The sequence below is a fragment of the Bacteroidota bacterium genome (assembly GCA_008933805.1).
GTDB lineage: Bacteria > Bacteroidota > Bacteroidia > UBA8524 > UBA8524 > SB11.
This window is the reverse complement of record WBUH01000011.1, coordinates 63,533-80,614: the sequence shown is the minus strand read 5'-3', so window position 1 is coordinate 80,614 and position 17,082 is coordinate 63,533. Positions and strand designations below refer to the sequence as shown.

Annotated in this window: 15 protein-coding genes; 10 read left to right on the top strand and 5 right to left on the bottom strand. The window is 43.0% G+C overall.

Annotated features, from left to right (window positions below):
* The first annotated feature begins 10 nt into the window (after positions 1–10).
* From F9K23_11810 to F9K23_11785, 6 genes are all read left to right on the top strand, one after another.
* Positions 11–1,489 carry a proline--tRNA ligase gene (locus F9K23_11810; GenBank protein ID KAB2915174.1) on the top strand — a complete coding sequence of 493 codons (1,479 nt, stop codon included), beginning with the start codon at positions 11–13 and terminating at the stop codon, positions 1,487–1,489.
* 326 nt (positions 1,490–1,815) lie between these two features.
* Positions 1,816–5,010 (top strand): T9SS type A sorting domain-containing protein, encoded by a 3,195-nt coding sequence (locus F9K23_11805; protein ID KAB2915173.1) that lies wholly within the window; start codon positions 1,816–1,818, stop codon positions 5,008–5,010.
* 78 nt (positions 5,011–5,088) lie between these two features.
* Positions 5,089–5,799 (top strand): hypothetical protein, encoded by a 711-nt coding sequence (locus tag F9K23_11800; protein KAB2915172.1) that lies wholly within the window; start codon positions 5,089–5,091, stop codon positions 5,797–5,799.
* Position 5,800: 1 nt separating this feature from the next.
* The gene (locus tag F9K23_11795; GenBank protein KAB2915171.1) at positions 5,801–6,511 is read left to right on the top strand and encodes a hypothetical protein; all 711 of its coding nucleotides are present in this window, start codon (positions 5,801–5,803) and stop codon (positions 6,509–6,511) included.
* A gap of 56 nt (positions 6,512–6,567) precedes the next feature.
* Entirely contained in the window at positions 6,568–7,470 is a 903-nt protein-coding gene (locus F9K23_11790; GenBank protein ID KAB2915170.1) for a histone deacetylase, read from the top strand.
* 78 nt (positions 7,471–7,548) lie between these two features.
* Positions 7,549–7,791, top strand: coding sequence for a hypothetical protein (locus tag F9K23_11785; protein KAB2915169.1), 243 nt, complete (start codon positions 7,549–7,551; stop codon positions 7,789–7,791).
* A 14-nt stretch (positions 7,792–7,805) separates the two neighbouring features.
* Here F9K23_11785 and F9K23_11780 read toward each other — a convergent pair whose 3' ends face one another.
* Positions 7,806–8,363, bottom strand: a complete 558-nt coding sequence (locus F9K23_11780) for a hypothetical protein (protein ID KAB2915168.1) — start codon at positions 8,361–8,363, stop codon at positions 7,806–7,808.
* A 2-nt stretch (positions 8,364–8,365) separates the two neighbouring features.
* Here F9K23_11780 and F9K23_11775 point away from each other — a divergent pair, with 2 nt between their 5' ends.
* A complete protein-coding gene (locus F9K23_11775; GenBank protein ID KAB2915167.1) occupies positions 8,366–9,349 on the top strand; it encodes an acyl transferase in 984 nt (327 codons plus the stop codon).
* A gap of 50 nt (positions 9,350–9,399) precedes the next feature.
* On the opposite strand, the gene F9K23_11770 is transcribed toward F9K23_11775, so the two are convergent.
* Both F9K23_11770 and F9K23_11765 read right to left on the bottom strand, forming a co-directional pair.
* Positions 9,400–10,425 (bottom strand): hypothetical protein, encoded by a 1,026-nt coding sequence (locus tag F9K23_11770; GenBank protein KAB2915166.1) that lies wholly within the window; start codon positions 10,423–10,425, stop codon positions 9,400–9,402.
* A gap of 98 nt (positions 10,426–10,523) precedes the next feature.
* On the bottom strand, positions 10,524–12,347 hold the full coding sequence (locus tag F9K23_11765; protein ID KAB2915165.1) for a tetratricopeptide repeat protein: 1,824 nt from the start codon (positions 12,345–12,347) through the stop codon (positions 10,524–10,526).
* Between the two features lie 272 nt (positions 12,348–12,619).
* Between F9K23_11765 and F9K23_11760 the strand changes: the two genes are divergently transcribed.
* The 3 genes from F9K23_11760 (at position 12,620) to dnaN (ending at position 15,440) form a co-directional block, all read left to right on the top strand.
* Positions 12,620–13,078: a hypothetical protein gene (locus F9K23_11760; GenBank protein KAB2915164.1), complete on the top strand. Its 459-nt coding sequence runs from the start codon at positions 12,620–12,622 to the stop codon at positions 13,076–13,078.
* A 256-nt stretch (positions 13,079–13,334) separates the two neighbouring features.
* Positions 13,335–14,153 carry an AraC family transcriptional regulator gene (locus F9K23_11755; protein ID KAB2915163.1) on the top strand — a complete coding sequence of 273 codons (819 nt, stop codon included), beginning with the start codon at positions 13,335–13,337 and terminating at the stop codon, positions 14,151–14,153.
* 165 nt (positions 14,154–14,318) lie between these two features.
* Positions 14,319–15,440, top strand: coding sequence for a DNA polymerase III subunit beta (gene dnaN / locus F9K23_11750; protein KAB2915162.1), 1,122 nt, complete (start codon positions 14,319–14,321; stop codon positions 15,438–15,440).
* Positions 15,441–15,517: 77 nt separating this feature from the next.
* Here dnaN and F9K23_11745 read toward each other — a convergent pair whose 3' ends face one another.
* Together F9K23_11745 and F9K23_11740 are read right to left on the bottom strand one after the other, a co-directional pair.
* A complete protein-coding gene (locus F9K23_11745) occupies positions 15,518–16,099 on the bottom strand; it encodes an NAD(P)H-dependent oxidoreductase (protein ID KAB2915161.1) in 582 nt (193 codons plus the stop codon).
* A 25-nt stretch (positions 16,100–16,124) separates the two neighbouring features.
* Positions 16,125–17,015 (bottom strand): flavin reductase family protein, encoded by an 891-nt coding sequence (locus tag F9K23_11740; protein KAB2915160.1) that lies wholly within the window; start codon positions 17,013–17,015, stop codon positions 16,125–16,127.
* Between the last annotated feature and the right edge of the window lie 67 nt (positions 17,016–17,082).

Here is a 17,082-nt window from a genome sequence, read left to right as displayed (position 1 = left end):
TGTAAACACAATGGACAATAAAAAAGTAAAACGCAGCGAGGACTACTCGCTTTGGTACAACAACCTTGTGAAAAACGCCGATTTGGCCGAGCATAGTGCAGTTAAAGGATGTATGGTGATAAAGCCGTACGGCTATGCAATATGGGAGAAGATGCAACAGGATTTGGACAGGAGGTTCAAAGCTACCGGACACGTGAATGCATATTTTCCGCTTTTTGTGCCCAAAAGTCTTTTTGAGGCCGAAGAAAAAAATGCGGAAGGCTTTGCAAAAGAATGTGCAGTTGTAACTCACTACCGACTAAAAGCTGACCCTGATAACAAAGGCAAATTGATTGTTGACCCCAACAGCAAACTGGAAGAAGAGCTGATAGTACGCCCCACCAGTGAGGCGATTATTTGGAACACCTATAAAGGCTGGATACAGAGCTACCGCGATTTGCCAATTTTGGTAAACCAATGGGCTAACGTAGTGCGTTGGGAAATGCGTACCCGTTTGTTCCTTCGCACGGCTGAGTTTTTGTGGCAAGAGGGGCACACTGCCCATGCTACCGCACAAGAAGCAGTGGCCGAAACCAAACAAATGCTGGAGGTGTATGCTGATTTTGCTGAAAACGTATTGGCCGTGCCTGTAGTAAAGGGTGTGAAAACCGAAAACGAACGTTTTGCAGGTGCCGATGATACCTACTGTATAGAAGGTTTGATGCAAGATGGGAAAGCATTGCAAATGGGTACCTCACACTTTTTAGGGCAAAACTTTGCCAAAGCATTTGATGTGAAATTTGCCGATAAAGAAGGTAAGTTGGATTATGTGTGGGCAACATCGTGGGGGGTGAGTACCCGCCTGATGGGTGCTTTGATTATGGCGCACAGCGATGACGACGGGTTGGTATTGCCACCTCGTTTGGCTCCCATACAAGTGGTAATTATACCTATTTATCGTAGCGAAGAAGAGTTTGCTTTGGTGAACGAAAAAGCCCTTGAAGCCAAAAAAATGCTGGAGGCGAAAGGATTATCAGTAAAGTATGATAACCGCGATACGCACAAGCCCGGCTTTAAATTTAACGAGTACGAATTGAAAGGTGTACCCGTGCGCATAGCCATTGGTCCTAAAGATGTGGAAAAGGGTACTGTTGAGGTGGCTCGCCGCGATACCAAAGAGAAGGAGTTTTTAAGCATGATTGATTTGGACGAGAAGATTGTGCACCTGCTTGAGAACATCCAAAACAATATATACCAGCGTGCCCTTGATTTTAGGGATAATAACATCCATTATGCAAATACTTGGGATGAGTTTACCGATATATTAGAAAACAAAGCCGGTTTTATAGCAGCACATTGGGACGGTACTACTGAAACCGAGGTGAAAATTAAAGAGCTTACTAAAGCAACCATTCGTTGTATACCTTTAGATAATAAACAAGAAGAAGGCACTTGTATATTAACAGGAAAGCCGTCTACCCAACGGGTATTATTTGCAAAAGCATATTAATTAAGCCGGTAGCACGCTTGTTTATCACATAGCTTGCCAACGGTAGTTGACCCATATACAAAGGGGCAAAAGCACATACAGTACTTTTGCCCTTTTGTTTTTTGGGAATTTAAGAGCATTACAAACAGTTATCTTACTTGTTCAAATCAGCTACAGTATTGCAAAAAATGTGTCCACCTTATTTTATTCATTAGTTATAAGTAATCATGTTTATTATATTATACATGAACGATTGATTTGAACAAGAAACGGTTGATTTCACAGCGTATAACAATTGATTAATATGCCCACCTTTGTTAGTGAAATAAATAACTGCTAACTTACTTATGAATCGGTTTTTACTACTTTCGGTATTTATCCTGCTTAGCTGCCTTGAGAGCTATTCGCAAAATTTTAATTACCTAAAAAAAATAACCCCCCCCAATACCGATAGTGCAAGGGTTGCGGGTGACAACTTCGGGGTATCCGTGAGCCTCAGCGGTAATTATGCTATTATAGGCTCGTCCGATGCTGAGTACGATTCAGCTGGGAATAACTCTTTAAATGCTGCCGGTAGTGCCCATATATGGGAGCGCAACCCAAGTACGGGCGTATGGGGCAGGGTAAAAAGACTGTCTCCAAGAAGTTCAGGCGGGGGAGATACTGCCCGTGCCACAAGTGATTTTTTTGGTATTTCTGTCGGTATCAGTGGTGATTATTGTGTGGTGGGTGCACGCGACCATGATTTTGACTCCACAGGGTTTAACAATATGTCATCAGCCGGAGCTGCTTATATCTGGGAACGAAACAGCGTTGGAGCATGGACGCAAGTGAAAAAAATTACTGCACCCGACCGACAAAGTTTGGACCAGTTTGGTACAAGGGTGGCCATAGATGGCACTACCATTGTAGTAGGCGCGCCGGGCCATGACCGGGATAGTGCCAACGGTAACGGTAAAAGTAATGCCGGTGCAGCGTGGATATACGAAAGGGTGAACGGGGTTTGGGGTTTTCAAAAGAAAATAACCCCCCCCAATACCGATAGTGCAAGGGTAGCCAGTGATAACTTTGGTGTTGCTGTAGCCGTTAGCGGTGATTATATAGCAGTGGGTGCCAATGGACAAGACTGGGACAGTGCGGGCGGCAGATTTAAAAGTTTGGCCGGTGCGGTATATATGTTTGAACGAAGAAACGGAGTATGGGGGTATGCCAAAAAACTAACCCCGCCCAATACCGATAGCGCAAGGGTAGGCAGCGACCAATTTGGGCAAAACATGAGTTTACAAGGCACTACACTGGTAGTAGGGGCGGTTAGCAATGATTATGACAGTGCGGGCGGCAATTTTGCCCTACAAACCGGAGCAGCGTATGTTTTTGAACGCAATAACGGGGTATGGGGATATGTGAAAAAACTTACCCCACCCTCCAATACCAGTGATAGTGCAAGGAAGATTGGTGATGGGTTTGGTAACTCATTAAGCATAAGCGGTAATTATATATTAATAGGTGCTTCACAGCAGGATTGGGACAGCTCTGGTGTTAACTTCAAATCTACATCGGGGGCTGCCTATGTGTTTAAGAAAAGCAACGGCGTTTGGGGCTACAGCAAAAAGCTAACCCCGCCCGATACTGACAGTGCCCGTGTAGCCGGTGATCGCTTTGGTACAGCAGTAGCAGTTGACGGAACGTATGCATTAATAAGCTCGGGTACACAAGGTGCCGGTAACGATTGGGACAGTGCCGGCGGAAACTATAAAAGCAATGCCGGAGCGGCCTACTTTTTTCAAAATAGTACCTGCGAACTTGAATACAACAACGGCTGGGTAGGTTCTAGCCCCAGCGGCTCTACCGTATCTTGTGTTTGTACTGTTTCAGCCGGAACGGCTACAATCGCTTCCGGTGCAGTGTTAAACACCTTAACGGTGAATAGCGGAACCACCGCCAGCCTAAGCGGTGATTTAAACATAAAGAGTAACTACACCAACAACGGAACTGTAAGCGGAGTAGGTAAAATAGTATTAGACGGTACTTCAGCCCAGAACATTTACGGAACGGGTACTACCCGTAACCTGCAACTGAACAATAGTGCAGGAGCTACCATACAGGACTCACTTGGCATCAACGGAGTACTTACTCTTACCAGCGGTACCCTAACCACCAATGACAAACTAAAATTAGAAGCCACGGGAGCAACCACCTATGGCCAGATAGCAGGCACAGGCACAGGTACTCTAAGCGGCAGCGTAACCGCTGAAATGCTGATAGCAGGAGGCGGAGCCGATTGGAGACCTGTGAACTCACCCGTTAGCGGAGCAACCTTAGCACAAGTAAACGACGATGTAAACCTTAACTTCGGTACACCTGATAATGGTTTTGCTACCGTGTATTACTTTAACGAGCAAACCTCACCTTATTGGTCAATTCCTTCAGGCACGAGTGCAGCCTTTGGCGACAGTGCCTACTCTATTTATATGGGCGGTACTTCAAGCTGGGCTAATCCGCTTCCCCTTACTTTAGATATCCAAGGATCTTACCGAGGAACATCCGACTATACCCACGCTAACCTCACCCGTACAGGCTCAATGGCAGATACCACAGGCTGGCATTACATAGGCAACCCATGGCCCAGCGGATTTACCTGGGACGATAACAACATCACGATTAACAGCGGTGGTGTACAAGGCAACCAAGTATGGTTATACAACCAAAGCGCAGGAGCATACCAAGTATTTGACGGAACGGATAACGGAGTAATCCCGCCCTTTACCCCGATGCTGATAGAAGTAACCACAAACAACACCAGCATCACTTTAAAGAACAGTGCCAGAACAACAGACAGTTTGGTAAACTACTTTGATAAAACCAGTCTGCCCAACTTTGTACAAGTACAAGTAAGCGACAACAACGGCAAAACAGACAAAGTGAAGTTTTATACCGATGATAACGCTACCAACGGTTACGATGTGATGGACGGTAACAAACGTCCTAACTTAGCAGCTCCCAACTTATACTTTGTATTAGAAGGCAAGAAAGCGAACAAAGAAGTATGGAACACATTGCCCGAAAACAATGAAGCAGCCCAACTAAGTTTTGAAGCCAAAGAAGCAGGACAATACACCTTCAGCTTCACCAAAGAAAACATGGCTCCTAATATCACCGTTGAATTAGAAGACAAGCAAAGCGGAGCTAAACACGACATCACCAAAGGCGATTACACCTTTGCCCACGACCTTAGCAATACAGCCAACCGTTTTGAACTACGTTTCAGCAAGAAAAGCGGCGTAAGTGTAGAAGAAGTAACAGAAAACAAAGTTCCTGTGTATGTGGGCAGCACGGGTAACACTATTACCATCAATGCACCCAACACAACAAGCTACACGGTAGAAGTGTTAGACTTGTTGGGCAGAACGGTACAAGCCCCTGTAAGCTTCACAGGCAACCAAATACAAACCCTAACCGTAAACGGAGTATCAACGGGCTACTATCTGGTAAAAGTAAACGGTAACAATGTTTATAAAACCGTGAAAGTGTTTTTGAAATAAACACTCCCGATAAATTCTATGAAACCCGCTTGTAGTTTTTGCAGGCGGGTTTTGTTTTTATGTACAAACAACTAAACTTTGTGCATCATAAATAAATCCCCTGAGAAGATGCCTAAAACCCGTATAGAAGAGATTGTAGATATAATGCGCAATAAATCGGTAGCAAAACAACAAGCCTATCAGGCCACTGTTGAAGTGATGGCCGAGTTTAAGAAAGTGATGCAGGGATATGAGCAAAACCTGAACAATCAAATACAAGGACTGCACAAAAATCTTGATGTGAAATTTACAGAAGTAGGCCCTTTTGAAGCGCATCTGAAATTTGGAGGAGATACACTGGTGTTTATGATGCACACCAATATTTTTGATTTTGACAGCGGCCATGCAATCAACAAATTGCCGTATGTGAAAGAAGACCCGTTGCGCGAATACTGCGGGTTGATACAGGTATATAATTTTCTTTCAGACTCACTGAAATACAACAGAGGGGGAGATATGGGCTCGCTGATTACCCGTCTGTTTGTGAACCGCGAGAAACACTTTTTTATGGATGGCAGCCGTCCGTTTAGCTTTTTGTACAACGATTTCACTACTATGGAAATGGGCGAGATGTACACCAATAAAATTCTTGAAGAGTGTATGCTTCATTGCCTGCATAATGATTTGCTTGTTCCGCCGTTTGATATGTTTAACATCATTACCGTTGAGCAAAAAAATTATAACAGCTACAACTCGGGCTTCAATACTTCAAAGGTTGGATTTAGAGCCAGGTTTGAAAGTGAGGAGTAATATGCGTTGGCATTGGTTAATTGTTGCCTTTGCCTGTACAGTATACGGATGCAATACAAATAAGCAGCCCGATAAACAGGGCTTTGATACAATTATGGGGTTGCTAAAAACAATGTATCCGCAACCGCCAATCGATACGATTTCTTTAACTACCAACCAAACAGCGTTTGTTTATCATAACGACAGCATTGTAATTAACCATCTGTTTGTTCCGCTATTTCCTGAGTATGAGTCGGATGATAAGGGAAAAAATACAGCTATAGTTGATACACCGATAGTTTCCTATAAAGAAAAAAAATGGGAGCTTCCGTTGAGTTTGCAGCGGGCACGTTTGCAGTTAGAGGCTGTTTTGTTTGTGCCTCTTTCAAAAAATGGGTTTATAGTACTTGTTTTGACTGACCCGCAAGAAACTGGTGCTTTTGCCGGAAAGTGTACAGTGGTTGCAATAGATACTGCTGAAACAAAAGATATAACAGTGTTACAAACGGATTGGCTGCCCGGCGCGTTGTACATTACTGATTATAACAACGACGGAGTGATAGAATTAATAGATTACAAAAACAACGGCTTTCACGGCAACGGCCAATACCTGAATGGTTATTATACAGCTACGCTAAGGAGTCTAAATACCCTTGACGGAGTTGAAGGGCAACAGCCGGTTAATTTTTTCGATTCTGCCCAAAACAATCAAACGCTTTTTTATCTTAATTGATTGAGTTGTGGTAAGCTGCTGCATAAAGCAGGCGCTACAAAAAGTATAACTACAAAATGCTGAAAATAGCTTGGAGTCCTATTTACGCCCACCCATTGCCCGAAGGTCACCGTTTTCCGATGGAGAAATACGACCTGATTCCTAAACAGCTGATACACGAAGGAGCAATAACTGAGCACAATCTTTTTGAACCAGAACCGCTGGACGATGAGACCATTTTGCTGACCCACGACGCGGAGTATTGGCAGCGGATGAAGCACCTTGAGTTGACCCCGAAAGAGATGCGCAAAATTGGGTTTCCGCTGTCGGAAGAGTTGGTGCAACGCGAGATTATTATATGCAAGGGAACCATTGACTGCACCGTCCATGCACGTGAGTACGGGGTAGCGATGAATGTGGCCGGAGGCACTCATCATGCGTTTACTGGTAGCGGGGAGGGTTTTTGCCTGCTGAATGATTTTGCGGTGGCGGCAAACTATCTCTTAAAACAAAACCCGGCCGAACGGATATTGATAATTGATTTAGACGTGCACCAAGGCAACGGCACTGCGCAAATTTTTGCCGGCAGCAAACAGGTGTTTTGCTTTAGTATGCACGGCAAAGACAATTATCCTTACAAAAAAGAAAAATCGCATTTGGATATCGAAGTGCCTACCCATACCGCCGATGCAGAATACCTTGCCTTGTTGCATACCCATTTGCCAAAAATTATTGCCGACTTTGCACCCACTTTTGCCTTTTACCTGTCGGGCGTGGATATTTTGGCAACAGATAAATTAGGGAAGCTTTCGGTGAGTATGCAGGGGTGTGAACAGCGAGATGCTTACGTGTTTGAAACGCTTAAAGCCCTTGGTATTCCTGTAGTTGTGAGCATGGGTGGAGGGTACTCACCCCGCCTTAGCGATGTGGTAAATGCCCATTGTAATACCTTTAAGCAAGCCCTGAGGGTATATTTTTAAGCATTTTTATAAATTTCACTTGCTATTGTTTTTCCTAATTCCTTTAAATTAGCATAAAATTTCTATTTTGAGATGAAAATGCAGGGAACTATCCTTCAAGGTTTTAACAGTGTAATGTTTGGTGCAGCAAACTACGGTGCTGTACGCTCGGCGGCTAAACCCAAAAGCGGCGACGAGGATGAAGAAGAAGACGACGAAAACTACAGCGATGTAGAAGAGGACGATGATGATGATGATTTTGAGACCGACACCGATGCGGGTTATCAAACCGGGTTTAACGACTTTGATGATGACGACGACTTTGAAGACGACGATTTTTAATCGTCGCTCTTCGCTTAAAAGTCAAGCATAATCAAGGGTGTTTTTATCAAATTGCTGCGGTTAAGACTACGGTCGACCAAGGTAATTTCGTAATACACTGAATCGGGTTTGTAGGTAGCCAAATCAAGCAGAAAAAACGGAGTAATTACATCTATCCTTCCCTTTATACTTTTATTTTTTCCTTCAGGCGTCAGGTATTTTATCCGCTGGCTAAAATTTACTGTGTCTTTGTATAGTGTATCAGGGCCGATGAATTGCGAGGTGATTTTAGCAGGCAAGCCGTTTTCAATCACATAAAACTCAACAAAAAGGTTGTTAAAAAACGGGCTACCGTATGAATACGGGGGGACTGAATCGCTTTCGCTTAGGCCTATATCGCCGTCACCGTCTTTAAACGTAAGATTTAGTGTAACAAAGCTGTCTTTTCCGGCTGTGTTTTTAAATTTGCTGTATCCCGTATAACCCAATTCGGGAACAGGTGGGCCTCCATCATCGCTTCGCGAGCAACTTTGCAGCGCGGTTAGCGTAACAAGGGCTATAGCCGTATATTTTAATAATTGTAACCCATTCATAGATGCTTACCCGTTTAAAACAGGAGATATTTACTACAAATAACGATTTTTTTGAAGAAAGCGTTTATGAAGTTTTCAGTTTTCAGGCAAAACACTGTGCTGTGTATGCCCAATACCTCGATTTTTTACGGGTAAATCCGGCTAGGGTGCAGCAGTTGCACCAAATACCCTTTTTGCCTATCCGCTTTTTTAAAACCCATGATGTATTGGCAGAGGGAATGCATGCACAGCATACCTTTTTGAGCAGCAGTACAACAGGTACGGGACAAAGCCGCCACCTTGCCGCTGATTTAGGGGTTTATGAAAACTCTTTTAACAAGGGATTTGAGTTATTTTACGGTGTACCCCAAGAGTATTGCATATTGGCTCTATTACCCGGTTATTTAGAACGTACGGGTTCATCATTGGTGTATATGGCTGATAAGCTGAAACAACAAAGCGGACATGCCGATAGCGGCTTTTACCTGAATGATTTTGAGGGGCTGGCTAAGGTAATACGCCAAAATGAAGCGAAGGGGCAAAAAACATTGTTGCTGGGGGTATCGTTTGCTTTGCTTGATTTTGCGGCTCAATACCCGATGGAGTTGACACATACCCTGATTATGGAAACGGGAGGGATGAAGGGCAGGAGGAAGGAAATTACCCGCAAAGAGCTGCACACAGAGCTACAAACTGCTTTTGGACCATCGGCCATACATTCTGAGTATGGCATGACGGAACTGTTTTCACAGGCGTATTCAAAAAGCGAAGGGCGGTTCTTTTGTCCACCGTGGATGCGTGTTTTGGTGCGCGATGCCGACGATCCGTTTAGCTATGCCGCCACAGGAAAAACAGGCGGAATAAATGTGATTGACCTTGCCAATTTGTATTCGTGCAGTTTTATAGAGACGGAAGATTTAGGTAGGAAATATGTCGACGGAAGTTTTGAGGTGCTGGGTCGCCTTGATTTTAGCGAGGTACGCGGCTGCAACACCATGGTGGTATAAAAGCAAAAGGGCAGGTTTCCCCGCCCTTTTTTAGCAATAATAAATATCGTTTACTTTACTATAGGGTAGTAGATTTGAGTAAGCCATTTTGAAGTATCTTTTTCAGTCGTAGGGTCAGTTACATATATCTCCCAAGGATTGCCCAGTTTCAGTTTTTTGTATTTAGCATACGCATCAATATCCATGTGGGCTTTTTCTGAGCCGGCATAAGGGCCGTAGTAATCTACCTTAAGCCCTTTTCCTTCAGGCATCGGGTGGTGGGGGAACTCGCTGCCCTCCATTACTACTTTATCAACTGGTAAAACAGCTTCAACCTCAGTTTCTGTGCCTGTCCAAGAATGATATATTGCTGCCGGTATTCCGGGTTTTTGACCGTTTTTCTTTGCTGCGGCAAATAGTTTTGGGATATATTTACCTAAATAGGCTGAAATCTGATCTGCTTTTATTTTGTTTGGAGGTGCTGCAATCACACTCATTGGAGCCAAGTCCACTTCCTCAATAGTATAAGTTAATTGTGGTGCTGCGCCGGCACCTGCTTCAGCAGCAGTTTTAATACCTTTCAGACCTTCTTCAAAATCAGGACCCAACATACCGTCCATCATCAGATTAGCGTATTTGGCCACTATTTTAAATAAAAACGGTGTTTGTGAACCGTCGTCTTCCATGTACCACGTTACTTTTGAGCCGCTATCGGTTTTTTCAATTTTGAAACCTCCCTTGGGTTTTCCGCCTTGTCCAAAATCAAGTTCGGTAACTACTGATTCGTAGGGTTTCAGCTCTACAATGGTCATTGAGCCATTACCTACTCTTGGGTGTTCGCTTTTCCAAATGCTTTTTTGGCCTACAGCACCGTCAGTCCCTTCATAAGTGTTTTGCATATTTGGGTCACGCTTTTTCCAAGGCGACCACGTATCCCATTTTTTCAAATCACTGATGTGTGCATACACCTCTTCGGGTGAGGCATTCACAGTAATTGAACGCTCAACTCTGACGCCCGCAGGCAAAAACAGGGAGATTATTATTACCAGCAGTAAAATAACCCCTAATACTTTAAGAATAGTTTTTAGGATTTTCATGGTTAGTGTTTTGTTTAAGTCAAAGCTATAATTTTTTCAGTAAACTTTGTTATTCGTTTATTTTCAAATAGATAGCTTGTTTGTCTGTCTGTGCTTGATTAAGGGCACAGGCTGCTTAAAGATTCGTTTATGCTTTTTATATCCAATGCTTTTGCCCTTGTTATGTCTGCACAAACATCTTTATTTCCGGCCATGTTTTTCACGTAAGCGCGTATTACATAAAACTGAGCTTCTTGTGGAGCAAACTGTATGGCTTTATCACAATAGCCAATGGCATCTTGCATTAATTTTTGCTGGTTTTGGGTAAGTTTTATGGGTTTACTTTCAAACTTTAGCTGTGAAGTTCCCGAATTCCAAGTGCCTGAAAATCCGAATTTCCTGTTTGTTTCAGGAGTTTCAGTGGCTTTATAAGCCGTTGCTAACCCCAAATTTATGTGCCCTATCGGGTTTTCAGCTTCAAGTGTGATTACTTTTTCAAACTCACTTATTGCTTTGTCGTAGTTACCCGCAGCAAGGTATGATCTTCCCAACTGGTTATAATAATCTGCAAGGGGGATGCCGCTGCCGATGGGGGCAATGTTTAAGGCGCTATCAGCAGCTTTTATGGCTTTATCGTAATACCCCATTTGCAGATATACTTCAGATAAACCCAAATATGCTGAGGCAATAAATCCTTTGTAATACCGCTCATTGGCTTGAGGGTCGTCGTATTTAAAGCGTTCTGCAAGCGTTTTTTTAAGTTCCTCGGGGTTTTGCATCGATAATAAAAAGTCTTTTTCAGCCTTTGCCCATTCGCCTGTTTTTACATAAGCATTGCCCCTAAAGTTGTGCATCACGGGTTGGTTTACAAACTTTTCAAGCCCCGCTGTATAAAAATAAATCGAGCTATCGTACAAGCCGAGGTTATACATAGCTACTCCGCGTTGGTAATAATAACCGGGTTTACTATTATCGCAAAACTCCTGCTGCCTATGCAATACCAGTGTTTGCATATCAATGTCTTCTTGCATAGCCGGAGGGTCTTTTTCAAAAGATTCTTTTGAGCGTTGCAAGTAAAAACACATGGAGTCCATGTCTTCCTTTATCAAGTATAGTTCTGAAACCTTGGCGTTGTAGAAACCGCCTGCACCGTTGTATTTTAATGCAAGTATGTAGTCGTTCAGTGCCTCATTATAATTGCCTAAATGATGATGAATGCCTCCTCTGTATCCGTAAAACTCACCCTCTTCACTATTCAGCTCAATTGCCTTATTAATAATGGGCAGGGTTTCTTTATAGTAGTTGATGGTAAGGTAAATTTTGGCCTTCAAAAAATAGTATGCGGCAACATTAGGGTCTAACTCGATGGCTTTAGTTACATCCTTTATCGCCCCTGATTTTCGTTGATTTATAAAGTTAAACTCACCGCGTAAGTAATATACACCGGCGGTATCAGGGTAATCGGTCACCAATTCATCATACACCGCTCCTGCTTTTTCAAGCTGGCCTCTGTTCCAGTATATACGGGCTTTCAATGCTTTTATATCCATGTATGAACTAAGTACTTTGCCTGTATCGGCATATTTAGTAAGTACACTGTCGGCCTTGTGCAAAGCAGCATCAGTTTGCTGTGCCTCGGTAAGTATTGAAATCAAAAAATACTCGCAATACAAACAGCGGGGGTTTTGCTGCAACGCTTTGTCGAAACTGGCTTTTGCTTCTTTGCTTTTTTGAAGGTTATAATAACATATCCCCTTGCGGAACATGATAATATTGTCGGTTGGAGAGGTTTTTTGTGCTGAATCGTAGTATTTGATGGCTGTTTCATACTGTGCCAACACAAAAAAGGAATCAGCCATTTGCTGGTGCTTGTTTGCTTTTTGTGCAATGCTTTGGGTAGCAAACCCGGCCACCATTAAAAGTACCCCAATGTATCTTACCATGCTACAAAGTAATGAAGGTTTGTGTAAAAACAGGCCTGCAGTTTTGTTATTGTTTGCTTGGGCGAGGTTGAAATCTATTGTTCCGACGGGTATAAAACCCGCCGCTTTTTAATGGTTCGTCCCAAATGGTTTTAAACCATTCGGGACGATGGGCGCAACAGCGATGGGCTTTATGCCCGTCAGAATAAGAGCCGTCTTTTTGGTTTTCACCTGTTAGGAATTAACTTTTAAAATAAAAGCGATGGTAATCCGTTTTAAAATGAAATTAATCGTTGAATATGGCAAGATGGTGTGTTTTTATAGCTCTATTAACAATGCCGCTCACGGTTGCTGGACAATCAACCAAAAAAGACAGCACAAAAGCAAAGATTGGATATATTTCAACAATATTCTTTAAAGTAGGGAATGTTAATGATGGATTCACAACAGTAGACAGTTTGTTGCGAAACCCTACTCTTGTGGTTTATGTTGGTTATAAGCCTGAGCCAGGCATAACTGTTGACTCATTTACGGTTGTTACGTCGCAACGGATAAGAAATAAATATACCGGAAAGGTTGAGAATGAAACAGATTCTTTTGGAATAGTAGGCTCAAGTTTTTCACCTGAGGTAATTGCTAAAATCAGGCAATTAAAATCTACAGGCATTGTTATCATTACAAAAGCATTTGCCACGGTTGATTCAACGCGTATGCGCATATCTCTAGCCGACAGGGTATATAGAATAAAATAATGAGGCTACTTATATTATTGTAACTTCATGATTAGAAAATATTTATCATGTAGTTGTGATGCCTTTCTATCTTTTTAACTATTAAGTCAATAGGTTTTATACCAATTTTCTCGACGGGTATAAAACCCGCTGCTTTTTAATGGTTCATCCCGAATGGTTTAAAATCATTCGGGACGATGGGCGCAACAGTATGGGCTTTATGCCTGTTAGCAAAACGGGTTAGGTACAGTAGTTCTTATTTAACTAATTTTGCGCTATGAATGCCCTCATCCATACGCCTGATAATGAGTTGAAAGAGGTGATTGAGTGCATTTGGTATCAAAGCGAGGAGCAATGGGAGTATGCATCGGTAAGCATCCCTTTTTTGCAACAAGAAATCATCATCAATTTCGGTGAAGAGTTTTCAATCCAAACCGGTAATGCAGCATTTTCCTATACCAAAGCAGGCGGGGTATCGGGCATCTACCAACAACAATTAACTACCAAAGTATCGGGAAGGTACAAGGCGTTGGGCATTATGTTTAAGCCCCAAGGGCTGCACCGCTTGCTGGGTATTGATATATCAGGGTTGGGAGTTCCGCGCCCGTTGTCTTATATTTTCGGCACTGCAATAAGTTCGGTGATTGCAGAAATTGAGCATACAAAAAACGCGACGGATAAAATTAAGCACCTTGAAAGGTTTTTGTTAAAGGCGGCACAACCTGCAAAAACAGCCGAAGATGTGTTGGAGTTTGCCGAAATAACTACCCAAGAGCCTTTGCAAAAGGGACGTATTAAACAGTTTTTGGACGAAAAGCGATTTTCGCACAAAAAGTTTATTCATGCGTTTAGTGAAGTGTACGGGCTAAGTCCGCAAAAGTATTTGCGGCTGAAACAAGTGAACGCAGCCATTGCCCAGATAGCCAACCACCCGCGCATTCCGTTGGTGGATGTGGCATTGGATAACGGTTTTTACGACCAAGCCCATTTTATTAGAACGTTTAAGGCATTTACTACAATTACACCATTGGCCTATAAAAAAGCCGTGTTAGAAGGACGGGTGCATCTTTCGTTTCCAAACACTATTACATTGTAGCAGGTAATTACTTTACAGATATACGCCTGTATGAGAGGGATTGTGTTTACTTAAACACACCTTGCGAACACCCTGAACAAATAAATGTAGATAAATAACAATTGACTATATTGCACAGTGCCCCTAATTTTGGCATTTTAAATAACAACAATAGTAGAGCAAGGTATGAAGTTTATAGTTTCCAAAACAGTTTTGCTGGAGCACCTTTCGGTGGTGAGTGGTGTGGTGGTATCAAAGGCGGTTATTCCTATTTTAGAGAACTTCTTGTTTGACATTAAGGAAGGTAACCTTACCATTAGTGCTACTGACCTTGAAACCAGTATGACTACTACCTTGAAGGTAGAAGCACAGGAAGAAGGCCAGATAGCTGTACCCTCTAAACTTTGTCTTGATATTTTGCGTTCGCTGCCTGATCAGCCGCTTACGTTTACTATTGATGAAAAAACCCATGCTATCGAAATCAGCTCGGGTAACGGCCGCTTTAAACTTGCAGGTCAGCCCGGTGAAGATTTCCCAAAAATACCAGAGGTAGAAAGCGATAAATCATTCAGCATTAAGAGCGAGGTATTGTTGAAGGCTATAGCCAAAACAGTATTTGCTACGGGTAATGATGAATTGCGTCTGAACCTTACCGGTATTTTTGTTGAGTTGAAAAATAACGACATCTCTTTTGTAGCTACTGATGCAAACCGTTTGGTGCGCTACAAACGTGTGGATGTTGCCCCCGGTGTTGAGCAATCGTTTATCTTACCTAAAAAGGCATCTAACCTGCTAAAATCATCGTTGAAGGATGATGAAACTGCTGTGCGTGTTGATTTTAACAACGCCAACGCGTTCTTCTCGTTTGGTGATGTGAGTTTGGTGTGCCGCTTGATTGACGAACGTTACCCTGATTATAACGCGGTTATCCCCAAAGAAAATCCTAACAAGTTAGTGATTGACAGGGGTGAGTTTTTAAGCTCAGTGCGCCGTATCTCTATTGTATCAAACAAAACTACCCACCAAATACGTTTGAAACTGGCCGGTAGCAATATGATTATCTCTGCTGAAGATTTTGACCAAAGCAATGAAGGCCACGAGCGTTTGAATTGCGAATACGAAGGACAAGACATGGAGATTGGCTTTAACAGTAAATACCTGATGGATATGCTTACCAGCATGGATACTGATAAAGTACGTTTTGAAATGAGTACGCCTAACCGTGCAGGTGTATTGTTGCCTTTTGAGAACGAGCCCAGCGAAGATATGTTGATGCTTGTGATGCCAATGATGCTGAACAATTATTAATAAACCACTTTATACAAACACAAGCCCCGATATAGTCAATATATCGGGGCTTGTTTGTTTTTGGGCTGCGGGTCAGTTTATTGCCAACGTGAGGCCATATCCAGCGAGTAATCAACAAAGGCTTTTAGTCCCTTATCGTACTCGGCATTGCCCAACGAATCGCCGTTTTCGTCCAATACGTTTTGTGTAAACTGCGATTCAAACGTTTTACCGCTGCTAAATGAGCGGGTAGCCAATACATTAATCAGTTTATTGTAAACCGTAGTTAACTGCATGGTGGGCATACGTCCGCCTCGACCGTTTGAAACCCCTGCAAAGGCAAATACCTTTCCGTCGAACAGGTTTTTGTGATGGCGGCTGCCTAATTGGTGCAGGGTGTTAATTAACTCGGCACTTGGAAACCAGTTGTATTCAGGCGATACTACAATCACCAGTTTGGCATCTGCCCAGCCGTTTATCAGTTGTTGCTGAAAAGGGGTGAGGTTATCCATCTCAACACTACCTTGGTTCATAAACGGTATATCGTATTGGTTAAAATCAACAATACTGTGGGTATGTTCTGTGCCTATTTGTTTTGCTATTGCCTTGGCCACGCGCAGCGAAAGGCTGTTTTTCTGTGGCGAGCCGGCTTGTATTTGTATGTTCACAACAGTAATAATAGTTGCACCTGCAAAATTGTTTGGTTTATGATAAAAGCACTTTCCATGCTTCTACGGTTTTGCCTTGTGCCAGCAGGTTTTTGGCCATCAGGTGCTTTTGGGTTTCCAAATTATCGGGGTCGTTGGTTAGTCGCTCCAACAACTCTTTCAACTCGGCATTTTCGTATTTATAGCCGCTTACCTCATCAGGGGTAGGTAGTATTTCTAAATTACCTAACTGTCCAAGGTTATTGCCTGTAAGTACATTGCTAAGGCGTATGCGGGCGGGTATAGCATCAACGCCAACCCCTTTTTTGGTGTTGGGCTTCTCTACTTCAAACAAAGCATCGCCAAAGGCTTTGCAATACCAGTCTTTGCCCAATCTTGCCACCAAATGTATTTTGCGTTGGTCTATCATCCCGTCTTCGCCCAAAATATCCTCGTTAATGTGCATTTTCAAGATTTCGCACACCACAAGGTTACCTGCGCCGCCTTCTTGTCCGGTTTCAATAATCTCGCGCACTTTGCATTCAATTTGTACGGGACTTTCTTTTACACGCGGGGCTTTTATCAAATCAGAAGCTACGGGGGTAAAACCAGCTTTTACAAACTCATCAACCCCTCTTTCGTACTCAGTACTGGCAAGGCTGGCTTGGTACACCATTTCATACGTTACTACGTTAATGCACACCTCTTTGGTAGCCATTACGTTCTCAAGGGTGTGTTTTATGGTGTTATCGCGTACGCGCCTTGCAGGCGAAAAGATAAGCGTGGTAGGATTGCTGCCGAAGGCATTAAAAAAGCTATACGGACTTAGGTTTACATTCCCTTCCGCATCTACAGTGCTGGCAAAGCATATAGGGCGGGGTGCAACCGATGCAAGCATATAGGCGTGCAATTTTGCGGTGGGTAGTTGGCCGGGTATTACTTCAATCATAAGGTGTAGGGCAAAGGTACGTTTTTTGAAAGTTTGGGGATAATGGGACTTTCTCAAAAGTCAGGGG